Annotated in this window: 14 protein-coding genes; 3 read left to right on the forward strand and 11 right to left on the reverse strand. The window is 38.7% G+C overall.

Annotated features, from left to right (window positions below; all coding sequences use genetic code 11):
- Positions 1-313: 313 nt before the first annotated feature.
- Positions 314-661, reverse strand: coding sequence for a histidine triad nucleotide-binding protein (locus NIES592_RS21785; protein ID WP_016871409.1), 348 nt, complete (start codon positions 659-661; stop codon positions 314-316).
- A 79-nt stretch (positions 662-740) separates the two neighbouring features.
- On the opposite strand from NIES592_RS21785, the gene NIES592_RS21790 reads away from it, so the two are divergent.
- Positions 741-2273 (forward strand): YifB family Mg chelatase-like AAA ATPase, encoded by a 1533-nt coding sequence (locus NIES592_RS21790; protein WP_073556869.1) that lies wholly within the window; start codon positions 741-743, stop codon positions 2271-2273.
- Positions 2274-2441: 168 nt separating this feature from the next.
- Here the strand turns inward: NIES592_RS21790 and NIES592_RS21795 are convergent, their stop codons facing one another.
- From NIES592_RS21795 to NIES592_RS21825, 7 genes are all read right to left on the reverse strand, one after another.
- Entirely contained in the window at positions 2442-3401 is a 960-nt protein-coding gene (locus NIES592_RS21795; protein ID WP_009459410.1) for an RsmB/NOP family class I SAM-dependent RNA methyltransferase, read from the reverse strand.
- Positions 3402-3767: 366 nt separating this feature from the next.
- Positions 3768-5027 (reverse strand): FAD-dependent hydroxylase, encoded by a 1260-nt coding sequence (locus NIES592_RS21800; protein WP_062250125.1) that lies wholly within the window; start codon positions 5025-5027, stop codon positions 3768-3770.
- Between the two features lie 393 nt (positions 5028-5420).
- Entirely contained in the window at positions 5421-6176 is a 756-nt protein-coding gene (locus tag NIES592_RS21805) for a YebC/PmpR family DNA-binding transcriptional regulator (protein ID WP_073556870.1), read from the reverse strand.
- Between the two features lie 327 nt (positions 6177-6503).
- On the reverse strand, positions 6504-6965 hold the full coding sequence (locus NIES592_RS21810) for a hypothetical protein (RefSeq protein WP_062250121.1): 462 nt from the start codon (positions 6963-6965) through the stop codon (positions 6504-6506).
- Positions 6966-7016: 51 nt separating this feature from the next.
- Positions 7017-7718 carry a hypothetical protein gene (locus tag NIES592_RS21815; protein ID WP_073556871.1) on the reverse strand — a complete coding sequence of 234 codons (702 nt, stop codon included), beginning with the start codon at positions 7716-7718 and terminating at the stop codon, positions 7017-7019.
- A gap of 108 nt (positions 7719-7826) precedes the next feature.
- Complete coding sequence (gene lysS / locus NIES592_RS21820) at positions 7827-9353, reverse strand: lysine--tRNA ligase (RefSeq protein WP_062250117.1); 1527 nt, start codon at positions 9351-9353, stop codon at positions 7827-7829.
- Positions 9354-9581: 228 nt separating this feature from the next.
- A complete protein-coding gene (locus NIES592_RS21825) occupies positions 9582-10667 on the reverse strand; it encodes a hypothetical protein (protein WP_073556872.1) in 1086 nt (361 codons plus the stop codon).
- Positions 10668-12367: 1700 nt separating this feature from the next.
- Between NIES592_RS21825 and NIES592_RS21830 the strand changes: the two genes are divergently transcribed.
- On the forward strand, positions 12368-13807 hold the full coding sequence (locus tag NIES592_RS21830) for a glycoside hydrolase 100 family protein (protein ID WP_073556873.1): 1440 nt from the start codon (positions 12368-12370) through the stop codon (positions 13805-13807).
- 196 nt (positions 13808-14003) lie between these two features.
- Here NIES592_RS21830 and NIES592_RS21835 read toward each other — a convergent pair whose 3' ends face one another.
- From NIES592_RS21835 to NIES592_RS21845, 3 genes are all read right to left on the reverse strand, one after another.
- Positions 14004-14606, reverse strand: coding sequence for a hypothetical protein (locus NIES592_RS21835; protein ID WP_073556874.1), 603 nt, complete (start codon positions 14604-14606; stop codon positions 14004-14006).
- Between the two features lie 120 nt (positions 14607-14726).
- Positions 14727-15752: a glucokinase gene (locus NIES592_RS21840; RefSeq protein WP_062250110.1), complete on the reverse strand. Its 1026-nt coding sequence runs from the start codon at positions 15750-15752 to the stop codon at positions 14727-14729.
- Positions 15753-15954: 202 nt separating this feature from the next.
- Positions 15955-16602 (reverse strand): histidine phosphatase family protein, encoded by a 648-nt coding sequence (locus tag NIES592_RS21845; protein WP_073556875.1) that lies wholly within the window; start codon positions 16600-16602, stop codon positions 15955-15957.
- An 852-nt stretch (positions 16603-17454) separates the two neighbouring features.
- On the opposite strand from NIES592_RS21845, the gene NIES592_RS21850 reads away from it, so the two are divergent.
- The gene (locus tag NIES592_RS21850; protein WP_062250106.1) at positions 17455-17985 is read left to right on the forward strand and encodes a hypothetical protein; all 531 of its coding nucleotides are present in this window, start codon (positions 17455-17457) and stop codon (positions 17983-17985) included.
- Positions 17986-18131 lie beyond the last annotated feature (146 nt).

Raw genomic sequence — 18131 nt, forward strand, 5'->3', positions numbered from 1 at the left:
ATACGTTGGCGCTTTGCGCGCGTTGTAAGGTTGCTGTCATTGTTCTTATGATTGCTTAACTTTCGTTAATGATTTGCGTAGGTTGTTTTACCTACATCCATAAGCTTAGAAGAAAGTTTTAGAATTGTAAACATTATTTAATTAATTTTTATTTATTTATGTAAACAAAATTCATAAAAAATTCTGATTTTATATTGTTTATAGGTTTTTTCTGTAAGCGATCACTCACTAAGAATTTATGAATTGCCCTTAAAAGTGACAGTTACCAGTTAACAGACTGTTCACTGATAACTGATAACTAACTACTGATATATCAACCGGGAGGCCATGCCATGTGTCTTCCTCCTAAGATATGCAGATGTAAATGGTAAACAGTTTGACCACCATCATCGCCAGTGTTGATCACCACACGATAGCCATTTGTTAGTCCGGCTTGGGCGGCGACTCGCTGAGCAGTTAACAAAAGATGCCCCAAAAGTGCTTGGTCTTCTGGTTCGGCTTCAGCTAGTTTCGGGATTGGTTTTTTCGGAATTACAAGGATATGAACTGGTGCTTGGGGGTTAATATCTTTGAAAGCCAGTGCTAAATCATCCTCATAGACTATATTGGCTGGTATTTCTCGACGAATGATTTTGCCAAAAATTGTGTCTTGGGTTGTCATGTGTAATTTTTTATTTGTCATTTGCCAATAGTCAATGATAAGACAAAGGACAAAGGACTATGACAAAGGAAAAAAGACCATGCTTGCCAGAGTCTGGAGCGGAGCGATTGTAGGCATTGATGCAGTGAAGGTGGGCGTAGAAGTTGATGTTTCTGGGGGTTTGCCAGGAATTGTTGTGTTGGGATTACCAGACGCGGCGGTACAAGAAAGTAAGGAAAGGGTAAAAGCTACTCTCAAAAATTCGGGCTTCGCCTTTCCGATGCGAAAAATAGTGATTAATCTTACACCTGCGGATTTACGTAAAGAAGGTCCCTGTTTTGATTTGCCCATTAGTGTAGGAGTTTTAGCAGCTTCCGAACAAGTTAATACTGAGTTGTTAGAGAATTATCTTTTCTTAGGTGAGGTTTCTTTGGATGGCAGTTTACGCCCAGTAGCTGGAGTGTTGCCTATAGGTGCTGCTGCCAATAAGATGGGAATTACAGGTTTAGTTGTGCCTGCGGATAATGCCCAAGAAGCTGCTTTAGTTAAGGGGTTGAATGTTTATGCTTTTAAACATTTGGCAGATGTAGCTGATTTTTTAAATAATCCAGGACTTTACCAGCCTGTACAGTTGGATGAAAAAGTAGAGACGCAACTTGGTGCATCTTCTCTACAAGCTGATTTAAAAGATGTGAAAGCCCAGGCTCATGCTCGTCGGGCATTAGAAATTGCTGCGGCTGGGGGTCACAATTTAATTTTTGTCGGACCACCAGGAAGTGGTAAGACAATGCTAGCAAGACGCTTACCAGGGATTTTGCCGCCGTTGAGTTTCCCAGAAGCTTTGGAGGTAACACGCATTCACTCGGTAGCTGGTTTATTAAAAAATAGAGGTTCTTTAGTACGCGATCGCCCTTTTCGTAGCCCCCACCATTCCGCATCAGGTCCATCCCTCGTTGGTGGTGGTACATTTCCCCGTCCTGGCGAAATTTCACTATCACATCTGGGTGTACTTTTTCTAGATGAGTTAACAGAATTTAAACGTGATGTTCTGGAGTTCCTGCGTCAACCTTTGGAAGATGGCTTTGTGACGATTTCCAGAACAAAACAATCCGTAACGTTTCCGGCTCAATTTACTTTAGTGGCAAGTACCAATCCCTGCCCCTGTGGTTATTACGGTGATACTATTCAACAGTGTACGTGTTCGCCACGCCAAAGAGAACAATATTGGGCAAAGCTGTCTGGGCCTTTAATGGATAGAATTGATTTACAAGTTGCGGTAAACCGTTTGAAGCCAGAGGAAATTACCCAACAACCAACGGGAGAAGCTTCAGCAACAGTTAGGGAAAGGGTACAAAAAGCACGCGATCGCGCATCTGTAAGATTTAATCATGAAGCGAATTTGCGTTGTAATGCCCAAATGCAAAGTCATCATTTACAGAAATGGTGCAAGTTAGATGAGGCAAGTCGTAACTTATTAGAAAATGCAATTAAAAAATTAGGTTTATCAGCTAGAGCAAGCGATCGCATTCTCAAAGTAGCACGTACAATTGCTGATTTAGCAGGAGACGAGAATCTGCAAGTTCATCATCTAGCAGAGGCAATTCAGTATCGCACGATAGATAGAATGCAGTAAGGCATTTATGTTTATTCTTACAACTTACTTAGTAAGTGTAGCGATTTAAAATGCAGAGGGACGCGGAGTCTTAGTGCCAAAATTTTGCGATGAATTTATTCCAATCTTCAGGTGTCCATTATTCTATAGAGGCGCAAACACCATTTATTAGCAGACTTCTGATTTGGTCTAATCATCACCGTACATATTTATCCAAATAGCAGACAAACTATCGATATCTAATATCTTTTTCTCGCCCTCATGAGTGTTTTTAAACAGTGCTGTAAAAGCACCTGCTCCTAAACCATCTTGAGGAAACATTCGATAACAAGGAATTTTAGTTAGATGAGACTGATAGTCTTTTAAATGATTAATTTCCATTGGTTCAAACTGAGAAAACTTTTTTATTAACCATTCACAAACTTCTTCATTTTCTTCTGGTGAATATGTACAAGTCATATAAGCAAGATAGCCTTGTGGAGCGACAATCTGAGCAGAGTTAGCTATAATGCGTTTTTGCCGATTTGCATTCTTATTAATAGCACTAGGATGAAAACATCCTGGTGCTTTTTCACCTTTCGCTATTAAAGATTGCCCAGTGCAAGGAGCATCGACTATCACTAAATCAGTGGATAAAGGTATGCTTTGTGCAAAAATACTAGAATCTCTGTTGACAACTATAGATCGACTAATATGACAACGCTTGAAATTAGAAATTAACATTCCCAGGCGTTTCCCAATCACTTCATTACTAATTAATAACTCTGGTTGCAATAGTTTCCAAGCAAAAATGCTCTTACCTCCTGGTGCAGCGCACATATCAAAAATAACCTGAACTGGTTGATTAACTGCTAGTAAAGTTGAAGCCGCAAATACAGAAGAAAAATCTAAACAATAAAAATATCCTTGTTCGTGTAGTGGATTCTGACCGGGTTTGGAACCCAAAGATAAACGATCTATAAAAGGTGGTTGCCAAGTTATAGGTTCTTCTACGATCAAAGGTAAATTTTCTACTTTATCTTGACACCAGATGATGCAGGGTGGAAAAGATTTAGGGTTAATTAAAGCTTCTATAAAACTTGCTTGTTCATCTGAATTATTGAATAAACGTTTGCTAAGTTTTAGTAATAGTTTTGACGGTGGTTCCATAAAATTATAATAGTAAATTTATAGTTGCAAAATTATAGAAAAATTATTTGATTCTGATTATTAGATGATTTCAAAATAAAAATATAATATATTGAGATGGCCGAGCATTTATTAGGCATATCCAGAAAATAATATGCGTTACCCAAAATACTTGTAGAGACGCTTCAAACAGCGCGTCTCTACGTTCTTCTTCACCAGATGTCTAGTTACGGTATTTAATAATTTTCGCCACAATTTACGTCAATAAGCATTACTGTGGTGGGATGAAGATTTGATAGATACATGATAGTAAAAACACCTAGTCGAAGGCTATCAATTCCATCAGCTGAAAATAGCCCAAAGCGATCACCTCGTTTTCAATTAATTTTAACGTCGTGCTAATTCGGGAGTACGCCCTTTCAAACCAATCATCAATTTGAGAGTGTATATTTTCAGGATTGGTAATCGCTGCATTGCCCATAAACCTAAGCGACGAACTACCATTACAGGCAAGAATGTATTAGAAAACATCCTATCTAACAAATCAGTAAAACCCAAAATAGTCAGGTTCTCCCGTTTCCGCCAACGTTCGTAGCGTTTGAGTATTTTGATGTCGCCAATATCTTCACCAGCTTGATGTGCTTGTTGGATTACCTCTGCTAAGGCTGCTGCATCGCGGATACCCAAATTTAAACCTTGTCCGCCTACGGGGTGACAGTTGTGTGCTGCATCACCTACCAAAGCGAGTCGGTGTTTGGCATAGCGATCGCTTTGCATGAGTTGCACCTGAAAAATAAAGCGATCGCCCAACAATTCTAACTTACCCATCTGATTACCAAAACGACGAGTTAACTCTTTTAAAAATTGTTCATCATCCAAAGCACATAAGGCTTTTGCTTCTTCATGGGGGGCAGTCCAGACAATTCTACAACGATTTCCTGGCAGAGGTAAAATTGCAAATGGGCCGCTAGACCAAAATTTTTCGTAGGCAGTGTGATTGTGTGGTTTTTCGGGCTTGACAAATGCGACAATGCAAGACTGCCAGTATTTCCAACCATGAGTTTTAATACCAGCAGCTTGGCGAATAGGCGATCGCGAACCATCAGCAGCTACTAGTAATTTGCTGCGGACTGTCCGCATTTCCCCTGCTACTTTGATATCTATTGTGACAATATCTTGGTGATAACAAGTACTTACCACTTCTGCTGGACATAAATAAGTCACATTCTGACAATCTTTGACAAACTCGCGCAGAGGATACAACAACGCTTGGTGTTCCGCTACATAACCCAAATCTTGCTTGTTGATATCTGTTGTTGTAAATTCCACCACATCTGGGTGATCAGCATCAGAAAGGCGGACGCGACGGTAAACTTCAATTTGAGGTAAGATTTTGTCCCAGACTCCAATACCTTGATAAATTAGCGCCGACAGCATATGTACTGCGTAAGCTTGTCCCTTAGCTACTGCTGCGGATTCTGCTTTTGCTTCTATCAGCAGTACACTTAATCCTGAGTCTTTGAAAGCAGATGCTAGGGTGAGACCGATAATTCCGCCGCCGACAATGACCAAATCATAGTCGTATCCCCGTTTGTCTGTGGCTACCTGGTTGGGGGAAAAAGTTTGTGGAAGCTGTGCTTGCGCCATTGTTAAGACAGATTACAGCATTTTAATTATTATTTTTACGCGATCGCGTCGTGGAGGGCAAGCGGGAGGTGGGGGAGTATGAGGAGTATGAGGAGTGTGTAGACGCGTAGCGGCTTCCCGTAAGGGTGGGGTATGAGGAGTAAACAACTAGCAACTAACTACTAACTAAATAAAGAAAAAACCCTACTGGTGCATGAGGAACGCAATAGGGTAGAAACCGTGTTTATGTGTGTAGAAGAGTAAGGTAAAGTTACTTATTATTGATTGTTAATGTTCAGCTATTGGTTGCTTGGCACTACCAGTTACCAGAATATAGTCATCAACAATATCAATAATCTCAAACGGATATGACATTGTTGTGTAATTGAGATGAATTTTGTGTTTCAGAGTTCACTAAGCCATAACAACCATTAAGTTTTCTGGCATTTCAAAGTTAGCGGTGACGTTTTGGACATCATCCAAGCCTTCTAAAGTATCTATTAACTTCAGTAGTGATCGCGCCTGTTCTGTGTTATCTACTTCTACGTTATTACTCGGAATCCAACGCAATTCAGCGTCTGTTACCTGAAAATTTTTTTCTTTGAGGGTTTGGTTGAGGTTTTCTAAATTTGCTACCCCAGTAAAAACCTCAGCAGTTTTCTCATCAGTCATTTCGTAAGATTCAGCACCACCTTCTAGGGATGCTTCTAAAAGTTTTTCTTCGTCTTCTACTCCCTCAACAATACAAACGCCTTTTTGGTCAAACATCCAGCTGACGCATCCTGTTTCACCAAGATTACCACCGTTTTTGCTAAAGGCGGCACGTAAGTCAGCTGCGGTACGATTGCGATTGTCTGTCAAGGCTTCTATTAAAATAGCAACGCCTCCAGGGCCATAACCTTCGTAACGAATAGCTTCTAAACTGGAACCATCACCTGTAAAAGTTCCTGCACCTTTAGCGATCGCCCTTTCAATATTTTCGTTGGGGATACCCGCTGCTTTGGCTTTTTCTATTGCTGTTCGCAGTTGAAAGTTACCTGCTGGATCTGGGATACCATTTCTCGCAGCAATGATAATTGCCCGGGAAAGTTGTGTGAATGTCTTACCCTTTTTGGCATCTACTACAGCTTTTTGGCGTTTAATATTTGCCCATTTACTATGTCCTGCCATACTTTACAAGAGTTATCAGTTACCAGTTATCAGTTGTCAGTTTTAATTATCTCTTGGGTTTGAGTTCATGGATATCAAAAGGCAGCAGCCTTTTCTTTCCTCGAAGGTAAGGTAGTTTACGGAGTACGGAGTGCTTTACCTCAATCCTTGGCAGGTAAAAGCCGCCCAAAAGTGAGGGTATGCAAAGGGAAATTTTTCACTACTATTTTTTTGTTTAGTAATTTCAAGCATTACTCCAGCGTACTTTCTATATTCGCGATCGCATTCCAGATATTCAGGTGAATCTACTGGGTATTTTTTCCCTGATTTCTGGCTTCCTTGCGCTTTTTAACTTTCTCCACAAATCTCTGCCAATTTTTCTAACAATTCCTCTGCTAAATCCAACAAGTCAATTTCATCATCACTGAAATCACGGTAGATGCTACCACTCGTAACGCTACCTACTAACACATTCTTCAACGCAAAAATCCGCTCTTCTTCTTCACCAAAACTCAAACAGTTTTCCAACTCAGTAGCAATTTCTTGTAGCGATTTATCTTTTAACTGCTTTCGGACTTTCACCGCAACTGAGTCATTACTTTCCAAAAAGTTAACAACAGATTCTACAAAAGTATTTTCCTCGTCATTTCCCCAAGTTTCTAACCAATCACCATCCACATCTTCACAATACAAATTTGCAGCGGTCAGCCCATACTTAAGTATGTCATCCTGTAATTTGCGTGCTTCTTCTAAATGTCGAAGAAACTCTTCAAATTTGCTTGGGCGGTCATTTTTAACTTCTCTAATCATGATGACCAAATTGTTGTGAATCTTAATCTAGATAAACGACAGAACTTGTAACTATAAACTGAATTTTAAATATATCCTTGATTTGAGGTTATCACTGTTATGTAGTGACAAATTGACTATTTTATTAATAAAATCATTTTTGCCAGGATTGTAATTTAAAAATAAACCTCTTTCAATCGCCCAGAAACGTAAAGTACTTTCCCAAGAATCGGATTTTTCTTGAGAATATTTATTAGCAAGGCTAGTAAGTTGAATACACAATGCCTTATCTTGCCTACTGCTAACAATTATATCAGTTGCCATTGATAGGTCTGCTATGTAACGCTTGATAACTGTACCGCCACGAACTTCAATACTATTGACAACAGAGTTGAGTAAATCAGCATCTTCCTGACGGAAATCCCCTGCCATTAACTTTTGTCGCCAGATGATAAATTTTGGATCGTTTTCCTTTAACCATTTGGCAAATAACTCTCTAAACCAGTATTTTTCAGTGGCTGTCATTTTTGTATAATAAACTTCTTGCTCCTCTTGGGAACCTAAAGCTTGAATATCAAGCCAAATTTGAGAGTCTTTAATAATTTGTTCTAGAAACAGTCTTAAAAATCTTTTAGTATTACCATTGAGCGAACCAGACTTAACATCTTTAACCCAACGATCTATTTGTTCTAACCTCTTGGCTAAACTTGGGTCTATTGTAGACGCTTCCTTAATCAGAGATTTTAATGTTTGTTTAATATCTTGTGCTTGCAAAAGATACCAACCTTCGACTTAGATTTTAAATTGGTAAATTCACACTCACCCGGTTTTAAAATTATTACATATTTTTGTGGGACAGGTATATTTACCTGTCCCTCCCTTTTAGGTATTTTCCTTAGTTGCTTCTTCTGATTTCTCTGGCTTGAGTAAGGGGAAAGCGATTGCATCCCGAATGCTAGCACAGTCAGTCAGCAACATGACCAACCTGTCAATACCAATACCTAAGCCTCCAGTGGGTGGCATTCCGTATTCTAAAGCTGTCAAGAAGTCTTCATCTACTCCCTGGGCTTCTAAATCACCTGCTGCTTTGCGGGCTGCTTGTTCTTCTAGGCGTTGACGTTGATCAATAGGATCAGTAAGTTCTGAGAAACTATTAGCAGTCTCTCGCCCGACAATAAATAACTCAAAACGTTCCACCAAACCAGGCTGAGAACGGTGTGGTTTTGCCAAGGGTGAAATTTCCACAGGATAGTCAATCACAAAGGTAGGTTGAACTAGGTTCGCCTCGACTTTTTGTTCAAAGGCTTCATTCAGCAACTTGCCAATTGATGGGCAATCTTCTATACCTTCTAATCCAGCATTTTTACATGCTGTTTTTGCCTCTTCCAGAGTTTGGAAAGAGTTAAAATCCAAGCCTGTGTATTCTTGTACCAAGTCGTGCATGGTTACACGCCGCCAAGGCGGCGTTAAATCAACTGCTTGCTCTTGGTAAGTAATTTGCAATGTGCCGAGTGTCTCTTGGGTGACGGTGGTAATAATCCCTTCCGTGAGTGCCATCATGTCGTTGTAATCGGCATAGGCTTGGTAAATCTCAATCGTAGTAAATTCTGGGTTGTGCCGGGTAGAAATTCCTTCGTTGCGGAAAATCCGTCCCAGTTCAAATACTTTTTCAAACCCCCCAACAATCAACCGCTTGAGATGAAGTTCTGTAGCAATCCGCAAATACAACTCCATGTCTAAGGTGTTGTGATATGTGATAAACGGACGCGCATCAGCACCTCCTGCTTCCGTTTGTAAAACAGGAGTTTCAATTTCCAAGAAATCACGTTCTTCCAAGTATCTACGGATACCAGCAGTAATTTGAGCGCGACGCCGGAAAGTTTGCCGAACTTCTGGGTTAACAATTAAATCTACGTAGCGCTGACGGTAGCGTTTTGCTACATCTGTCAAACCGTGCCACTTATCAGGCAAGGGCAACAAAGATTTAGTCAGGATTGTATATTGTTTAACGTAAACTGATAACTCGCCCTTTTCAGTCCGTTTGATAGTTCCTCTAGCACCCAAGATATCGCCGACATCTGTAAGCTGTTTGAGATGATTAAAAGCATCGGCGTCAATATCTGCCATGCCTTCCTGGATGCGATTTTTCTCTAAATAAAGCTGAATTTTGCCGGTTTCATCTTGTAAACTGAAGAAAGCAAGTTTACCCATAACGCGACGCGCCATGATGCGTCCAGCGATCGCCACATCGATATCTACTTCTTCTCCATTGGCTAAATCAGCAAATTTTTCCTGCAATTGTGCTGCGTAATGGGTAGATTCCCAACGATAGGCGTAGGGATTCATCCCTAATTGTCTCAACTGTTCTACTTTCTCTAGCCGTGTAGTACGGATTTCTTCTTCCGACATAGTTAACGAACTTTCAGGGGGCAAGAATTAATTATAGATGCTGCTAAAGTAGCCAACAGCTGGTGTTGAAAATAGCGATCAGGGATGAACTTAACAGCAAACGCATGATCCATCTGTGTTAATCGCCTTGCACGGTGTTCGTTCAAATTTTTATCCCCTCTTTTTGGGTGCGATCGCCCTTGGGGTTCTCCCTTAAGAACAATAATATTTGGTAGTCACTGATAACTGTTAAACAATACCCCCAGCTAATTCTTTTTTATAACCCAAGCGCGATCGCTCCTGCAAAAATAACTGCTGCATTTGTTGCAGATAAGGACACAACAAAGTCTTTTGTTCAGTATCCAAGTGGCTAATAATTGTTTCTGTCAAAATTTGACACCATTTTTCTGTCATTTCCCATTGAATACCTACACCCTCCACAACCATCACACACAACGGTAGCAGTTCTGTTTCTATAGATGTCATGCTCTTTTCCAAAAAGCACAACCACAGATAAGCTTGAAACATGTTCAAATCGCGCAGACAAGAGTGTTTAACATCTGCCTTACTCAATTCCCCTCTCCGGCTATGATGATTAGGCAACAACTCCACCAGTTGCTGATAAACAGATTCAGCAATTTTTGGTGTAGCTAATATCATCTGTTCTATAAGCTTTAATTCCGGTGAATCTATTTCATACTTGACAGCAGCCGCACAAACTCTTTGCCAGGGCGTAGCAACTTGTTCTTCAACAAATTTTAAGTAGGGAGTCAGTAATATTTTTTCTGTTGGTGTAAGTTTTTTCAGAATTAATTGGTTAGTAAAGTTTAATTGTGTAGTCATAAAGCCAAGGGAACGCCAATCCCTAGATATGACATGCTGTTCTTGAAATACCAGTAATACTGGTTCTAATGAATATGCCAATTGTGTAATCTCTGGTATTCCCAATATAAAAATGTGATTATTTTCCCATGTTTCGTTTGTAGGTACATTAATTTCAACAGAGTGTTTCTCGTAAATATCAAGTATTTTTTTATAGACACGAAAAGCAAACTGAGTTATGAGCCTTGCTTCGTTCAAATCTACGATATTTGGTATATAACTGTAGAATGTTTTTGCTTGTATACACGCCATTTGGCAATTAATATTTAATACATTATCCCTCAATCTAGCGGATGTTAAAGCTCGCCCCTCTGGTGAAGCGGTTGTCATCAAACTAGTATAAAGAGATTTTTCTAATGATACATGGGAAAAATCAAGTGTGTAACGCCTTGCCCAAAGCTTGAGCAACCTTTTTACTGATGGATTTTGAACAATTTCTACTGATTTAAGCATCAACTTTTCCTTGGGATTTTTTAATTTTTGTGGCAAATAAATTAAAGTGATATAATCGTTAATTATGATTTATTTTCGCATTCATAATAAGTTTTAAGTAAAGAAAGATTTGCGATAAATTAAATCTTCAGTTTAATAAATTGCTTATGTAGCAGAAATATATAAGATTGAATTATTACAACTATCAAGTGTAATTAAAAGACAAATAAGAATATCATAGAATATTAGTTGAAACAGAGATACTCTACTAAATTACGATTCGTCATGAAATAAATTTCACAGCATAAATTATACAGCCGTTTTAACCTGTATATACCCGTTATGGAGGCTTCCTGGAGGGTAAATTATTCAGGACTAAATTTTAGGCTTGTTAAAAACAGTGCAACACATCAATTGAAATGAACTAATTGTCAACTACTAGGACTGTTATCGGTGTTCAAAACTTAAGTAGAGGCTAATAAACTGCGTCAATAAACTTTAGTTTTTTATTTTTTCAACAGCAAACATAACTAGGTTTTGCAGTAATAACCCCTTTTTTGTGTACTTTACACAAACTTTAATAATAATCCGGAAAGATTTCATAAATTTTGCTAGGTAATATTTTTTCTTCTCCTAGATGTATGTGTAAATTATTATATAATTATAGTAACAATAGCTACAAAAATCTGATACTCTCAATAATTAGTTTAATTAATCTAGGTGAGGCTCAAAATACTTATTTGTATATCTGATAACAATTATTTGTGTATTCCAGATTTGTGCGATCGCGTTCACAGGACTTTGAATAGGACGCCTTGTTGAATTTGTGTATTCTGCGCTCTCAATCATTTTTCCTTGCCTACGAATAATTTAAGGGGGTTACATTCTTTATCTTCGGGTTATGAGTCTTCCACTGTTCCCCGTTATCTTTCCCGTGGAGTAAGGGCTTGGTTAGTAAACTTGCTGACTGAGGAGGAATTATTGCACCACCATCTAGCAGATGTAGCAATGGATCATGGCAATGAATAATTAACCAAAGAATTACCGTTAATCAAAAATCTTTGAAATTTATCACAAGGAAGACTATTGATAAACTTATTTTTGTTTTAAAACTGGTTACTTTTGCTATTTTGCGTGTATTTTCTTATGCAATTTATTAACTTTTATTGCTTCTTTGGCAAAAGTAGATTACAGCTTTGCAAGTAAAATTAAACACCAATTATTCTAAACATAGAAAAATGACTTTTAAAATTCATATTGCATATTGTGAAAATTCGTTATAATTTCTTATTATGTCTATCTCAGCAAATCGTTTCATTATAGTCAAAGTGACTTGTACATAAAATTAAGTATACTTGCTGAAACAGTATTTAAATTTACGAAAAATTTAAATACTACTGGGTATATGTCTTTGTATGGTAAAAAGTAATTTCTTAATTAGAAATTCAAAAAATAAAAAAGTAGATTTAGCTTACTTGCAAAAATCAAAGTCCTTGCTATTGCTAATTAATTAGCAAAGAATAATCTACTTCAATCCATATAAACAATGTAAAAAAGCGCATATAAAAGATAGCAGTAAAACAATTGCTTTTATTTAGCATTTACTCTCGTCTTTTTTTAATTAAAAAATGTGCTTGTTATGATGAGGATATTGGGAAAAATAAATCAAGGAATATCTACTATCTAATTAATAGTACAAGTTACATGGAGATTTTGTGGCGATGCAATTAGAAGACAAGGTAACACTTGAAAATGTAGAACAAGAAGCATGGGAAGTTTTAGAAAAATCAATAATGTACTATAAAGGTCGTCCAGTAGGAACGGTCGCAGCCATTGACAGTACAGTAGATGCGCTCAATTATGACCAATGCTTTATTAGAGATTTTGTCTCTTCCGCTCTACTATTTCTCATTAAAGGTAGAACAGAAATTGTTCGTAACTTTCTAGAAGAAACTTTAAAGTTACAGCCAAAAGAGAATCAGTTGGATGCCTATAAACCAGGTAGAGGCTTGATTCCAGCCAGCTTCAAAGTAGTTGTATCTCCAAGTGGTGAAGAATACTTAGAAGCTGATTTTGGAGAACATGCGATCGCCAGAGTCACACCAGTAGATTCGTGTTTTTGGTGGGTAATACTGCTACGTGCTTATGTAGTAGCTACAAAAGATTATTCATTAGCATATCAAAGCGATTTTCAACACGGCATCAGGTTAATTATGGAGCTATCTTTAGCGACACGTTTTGATATGTATCCTACCCTGTTGGTTCCAGACGGTGCTTGTATGATTGATCGTCGTTTGGGTATCTACGGGCATCCTTTAGAAATTCAATCCCTATTTTATGCTGCATTACGTGCAGGGCGAGAACTACTAGTTTGCCAAGGTAATCAAGATATTGTTACAGCTATTGATAACCGCCTACCTCTTTTACGCGCTCATATTCGTAAACATTATTGGATAGACTTAAATCGCCTCAATGCTATTTATCGCTACAAAGGTGAAGAGTATGGTAAAGGAGCTGTCAATCAATTCAATATATATGTAGATTCGCTTCCTTATTCTGAATTAGATCGGTGGCTACCAAGAAAAGGTGGTTATTTAGCAGGGAATGTGGGACCATCACAGATGGATACCCGCTTTTTCACATTAGGAAACTTGGTTGCGGTTATTTCTGATCTTGCTAGCGAAGAACAATCGCAAGCCATTATGAATTTAATAGAGAAACGCTGGGAAGATTTAGTCGGAGATATGCCGATGAAAATTACTTTCCCTGCCTTAGAAAATGAAGAATATAGAATTATTACTGGCTGCGATCCGAAAAATATACCTTGGTCTTATCACAACGGCGGCAATTGGCCAGTATTAATGTGGATGTTAGCAGCAGCTGCCATCAAAACTAATAGAGTGTGTCTAGCAGAGAGAGCAATTGCAATTGCCCAAACCCGCCTCAAGGACGATGAATGGCCAGAATATTACGATGGTAGAAGAGGGCGACTACAAGGCAAACAAGCTAGAAAATATCAAATATGGACTGTTGCAGGCTTCTTATTAGCAAAAGAATTGATTAATAATCCTTCTTGGTTGCCATTAGTCAGCTTTGAACCATTTACAGCAGAACAGGTTTCTAGGGCTTGTGAATTTGAACTCAACAGCTTTGACACTTGAATCTATTGGGTGGTTGTTGGTTGTTAGTTGTTAGTGGTTGGGAATTAGTAAAAAGTTAACAGTTAACAGTGAGTAATAGAATTTGATAACTGATAACTGAATTACACTTCCCCACTCCTCACACTCCACCCTTACCTTAAGCCGCTACGCGTCTACACACTCCTCATACCCCCACTCTCTGCGTCAATTCTCATCCTCATTTTTTCAAAACTAAGTGGAAAGAATTCAAATATCCGTTAATAGTTTTAGATAGAGACTTGTGTTGCTTATTGGTTGTGATCGCCATGACTTGATACAACCGCCCATCAGCAACGTACATGCGGTTTTTAGTTATTTTCCCACCAGAGTTGACATACTCGATTTCCTTGCCAGGATGACCATTGGAACTACGGATGCTACGCTGACGAATTAAATTACTTTGCGTAGTTTTTACAGCCATAGTTTGGGCATTGTTAAGTATTACTTGGGGATTGGTCATTTGACCATAGTTATAGGGAAAGTCGTTGTATGCTACTACATAAGCCACTTCTTGGTTAGCTACTTGCCCAACAAACAGTTGTAAGTTTATTTCCCCCATATAGGTTTTTTGGGTCTGAGACATGGCTTTAGGTCTCCCTGGCATTAAGACAGTGAAGCTACCATCTGGAGCAGTAAACAACTTCCACTCTGACTTAATCGGTTTATTGGGGGCTGGTTTGGTAGGAGAAATGGGGCGTTGGGGGGGACGCGCCTCAACGCGTGTAAATCCGCTACATACTAAAGCCAAAGTAATTAGGGATAACAACACTCTTTTTGTCATAGTTTTTGCTTTTACACGTGCTAATATTACGTAGACTGATAGTTTGTTATAACTTAGCAAAATATCTAGAAGCACCCGTAAAATTGTGTAAAAACAGCATTGTAGTCCTACGCATATCTACTATAACCTAGCAGCGTAAATAGCAGCACCTATCAACCCAACTTGTTGATTTGTTACAACATGTACTGGTATTTCTTCTAGCAGGGGACGCATTCTACCTTTATGGGTGAAATGAAACAGGAAATCACCTTTTTGAATTAAAGACAGAATTTTTGGGGCAATACCACCAGCAACATATAAACCACCGTAAGGGAGGAGTTTGAGAGCAAGGTTACCTGCTTCCGCGCCGTAAGCTTCTATAAATAACTGCATTGTTTGTTCACAAAGGCGATCGCTTCCTTGTAGAGCAGCGTTACCAATAGCAGCACCCGGATCGACGCTTTTTTCTTGTTTTCCTGCCTCTTGTTCCCAGGTTCTGACTATTTCGGCAATCTCTGGTGATTCGTCGTCAATTTTGCGATCGCGTAAAAATTGGTAAATAGAAACAATTCCTAATCCAGAAACTACCCGTTCCACAGAAACGCGCTGGATACTATGTTTATCCAACAGATATTTCAACAGCTGAAACTCCAATTCAGTCCGGGGGGCAAAATCAGCATGTCCACCTTCAGAGGGGAAAGCTTGATAAAAATTTCCCTGTTTGATTAAAAATCCTTGTCCTAAACCAGTACCAGCACCAATAATCCCAATCGGTGCATCTGGATCGTATTTGCCAGTTTGAAGTGTATAAAAGTCTTGTGCTTCTAAGCCTAAAATCCCATAGGCAACAGCAGTAAAATCATTAATTAAAGAAACATAAGTGATACCGAGTTGTTGTTGCAGACGTTCAGCATCGAGAAACCAAGCCAAATTAGTCAGCTTAGCGGTATTGTGAACTATAGGACCAGCGATCGCAAAACAAGCTTTTTGGGGTATCGGCGTATTAGCTGCGGTCAAAAACTGTTGTACTATTGGCACTAAATCGGGAAAATCACCACTGCGGTAACGTTGCTCATACACTGTACGTAAAAGAGGTTCTTCTGTTTCCTCTATCAGTCGCAGAATGGTTTTTGTCCCGCCGATATCTCCAGCTAGTAGTAAAGTCATAAATATTTAAGTTAATAGTTAGTGGTTGGTGGTTGGTGGCTAGTAGTGGATAGTTAGTAGTTGATTTTTTATCAATAACCACTATCGGTTTTCAATTACCTACAGATTGTTGACTGTTTGTCCATATACGACTATCAACCACTAACCACTATCCACTAACAGTCAGCAAGCGAAATTGGTTTAGCTATAATCCTTAATATCTCTAATTAAACCGAACAAATTCCTCTACTTGAGTTAAGTGAGAAGTATCTCCCTTCAGTTCGAGAAACCATTCAGGATGTTGACGCACAACTTTTACTAAACTACACAAACTTGCTTTAACTTCTGTTACAGCAATTTCCCCAACAAGTCCCATAGCTGCCCCTAGTACGGATGCACCATGTCCCACCAGCAAAATGTTGTCTGGAGAGTATTCCATGGCCAGACATCTAGCAGTTTGTCCAGAACGCGCCCGCACTTGTTGTTGAGTTTCTGGGTATTTAGCTGCAATCCGGGGTGTGTAGCTAATATCTATTCTAGGGAATAATTCACTCAAGGCAGAAGTAGACAGTCTTTGTGGTTCCTCTGCCATCCAAGCAGGATTAAGCCATTCACTCAAACCTGTTTCTAGTTTAATTGGTAAATCTAGAACTTCTGCAACAGCGTTTGCAGTTTGCACTGTTCGCAAGAAAGGCGAAGCAAAAATATGGGCAATTTTTTCTCGCTTGAGGCGATTAGCTAGCTGCTTTGCTTGGATGAAGCCATCTTCAGACAAAGGCGGATCGTAACGTCGTTCGGCGGTAAGAAACCAATCAGGGTTAACAAAATCAAGACGGTTAGCGTGTCTTGCTATCCAAATGATTTGACTCATGGATGGATTCCCAAGCGGATACACTTTGCGGACTGCAAAGTAAATATCATATCAAGTCCGGTGAATCACTTAGAATCAAAAATCGCGGACATGGACATATAGTTATGCTTCAAGGTAGTACTCGACAAATTGATTTTGATAGGTTTGTATTAGTTTCTTTGTGGTGAAACAGATCATCTTGAAACCACCAAGACACTAAGGATATTAGCACCAACTGTATTGCCTATTAACCTGTCAAAATTTTTATGGCAAACTAGTAGAATATAATTTTTATTTCTTGGCAATAAAAATAGTAATTGCCTTTTACATTCAATTGGTATAACAAAGCCAAATACAGGTAGTCCGGCATAAGCATGAAGTGCTTACAGTCGTTATATTAAGTTTTAAGCTGGTTGTAAATATGTCTATTAATGTCTGATAAAATATAAGTAGATCTCAGAAAAGATTGAAAATAAGCTGAAGTCTAGTTATTCCAAATGGTGATAGATGTCTCAAGATAATCAGTCCTCTTTGCCATATTGGTTAATTGACTAGAGAAATAAGAATGTAACTATCCAGAAATAAAAATTATAAAAATTATACTTTTTAGTCCACTAATGCTTTTGTTGTAGAAGTACTTTTCTATTTCTCTAGTTTGGCATGTGTAAACACATATAAATTGGAGAAATAACCTATGCATGTAAATCAATTTCTTTGCCAAGTTTGTCTCAGGCTTTAACAGTCTTCATCCGCTTATTAGCCTTGCTAAAAACGGATGGAAAATGCTTAAGCTGCTCTTTATCGGTAAGCAACCGAAAGCTAAAAATTTATCAATTTTTACAAAAGTGAGAGTTCATATCTCCAGAGGTAAATATGAAAAATACACTTTTTTACAAAATTACTGCTGTAGCGATCGGATCACTCCTTAGTTTGTCTGGTACAGCATTTGCAAGTACATATAGAACTACAGAAATAACCCTCACAAATACTTTGGGTAATGTTGAAACCCTAGTCGCTCAAGTTCCTCTTCAACTTGCTCTGAGAGAGGTACCAGCATTCGCCAAATCGGTATCTGTTGCAGAAAGCGCACTAGGAAACGCTTTAGCTGCTGCTCAATCACAAGCGATCACTGGTTCTGGTAAAACTGCTTTAGCTAAGTCGATCGCTCAGGCCAAGACTTTAATTGGAAATGCCACTGCTATTTCTGGTTCAACTGCTATTAGCGACAAAAAAGCAATTGCAGTTTCGCTAAGTAAAGCAGAAACAGTTCTTGGTGATGCTTTGGCTATAGCTCAATCCGACGCGATTAGTGGTCCTGGTAAACCCGCTATTGCTACATCACTAGCCACTGCAAAAACAGCTGTAGGTAACGCAACTGCTATTGCTCAAAGTAGCGTTCGGTAGGGTTCATAATTAATTTTTCCAGGATTTACGCAAAATATGACAATGTGTAGTACTAATTCTTCAAAATAGAACTACGTTGTTAGTGAGTACTGAAGTATTCACCACTAACCTAAGGGCATTTGTAGTCATTTTTTGGAGAAACGGTG

Origin of the sequence: Fischerella major NIES-592 (assembly GCF_001904645.1) — a bacterium.
Taxonomy (GTDB): domain Bacteria; phylum Cyanobacteriota; class Cyanobacteriia; order Cyanobacteriales; family Nostocaceae; genus Fischerella; species Fischerella thermalis.

What these genes read in the sequence shown, in the direction of transcription:
- NIES592_RS21785 (WP_016871409.1), bottom strand. Translation starts at nt 661, where the DNA reads ATGACAACCCAAGACACAATTTTTGGCAAAATCATTCGTCGAGAAATA.
- NIES592_RS21790 (WP_073556869.1), top strand. Translation starts at nt 741, where the DNA reads ATGCTTGCCAGAGTCTGGAGCGGAGCGATTGTAGGCATTGATGCAGTG.
- NIES592_RS21795 (WP_009459410.1), bottom strand. Translation starts at nt 3,401, where the DNA reads ATGGAACCACCGTCAAAACTATTACTAAAACTTAGCAAACGTTTATTC.
- NIES592_RS21800 (WP_062250125.1), bottom strand. Translation starts at nt 5,027, where the DNA reads ATGGCGCAAGCACAGCTTCCACAAACTTTTTCCCCCAACCAGGTAGCC.
- NIES592_RS21805 (WP_073556870.1), bottom strand. Translation starts at nt 6,176, where the DNA reads ATGGCAGGACATAGTAAATGGGCAAATATTAAACGCCAAAAAGCTGTA.
- NIES592_RS21810 (WP_062250121.1), bottom strand. Translation starts at nt 6,965, where the DNA reads ATGATTAGAGAAGTTAAAAATGACCGCCCAAGCAAATTTGAAGAGTTT.
- lysS (WP_062250117.1), bottom strand. Translation starts at nt 9,353, where the DNA reads ATGTCGGAAGAAGAAATCCGTACTACACGGCTAGAGAAAGTAGAACAG.
- NIES592_RS21825 (WP_073556872.1), bottom strand. Translation starts at nt 10,667, where the DNA reads ATGCTTAAATCAGTAGAAATTGTTCAAAATCCATCAGTAAAAAGGTTG.
- NIES592_RS21830 (WP_073556873.1), top strand. Translation starts at nt 12,368, where the DNA reads ATGCAATTAGAAGACAAGGTAACACTTGAAAATGTAGAACAAGAAGCA.
- NIES592_RS21835 (WP_073556874.1), bottom strand. Translation starts at nt 14,606, where the DNA reads ATGACAAAAAGAGTGTTGTTATCCCTAATTACTTTGGCTTTAGTATGT.
- NIES592_RS21840 (WP_062250110.1), bottom strand. Translation starts at nt 15,752, where the DNA reads ATGACTTTACTACTAGCTGGAGATATCGGCGGGACAAAAACCATTCTG.
- NIES592_RS21845 (WP_073556875.1), bottom strand. Translation starts at nt 16,602, where the DNA reads ATGAGTCAAATCATTTGGATAGCAAGACACGCTAACCGTCTTGATTTT.
- NIES592_RS21850 (WP_062250106.1), top strand. Translation starts at nt 17,455, where the DNA reads ATGAAAAATACACTTTTTTACAAAATTACTGCTGTAGCGATCGGATCA.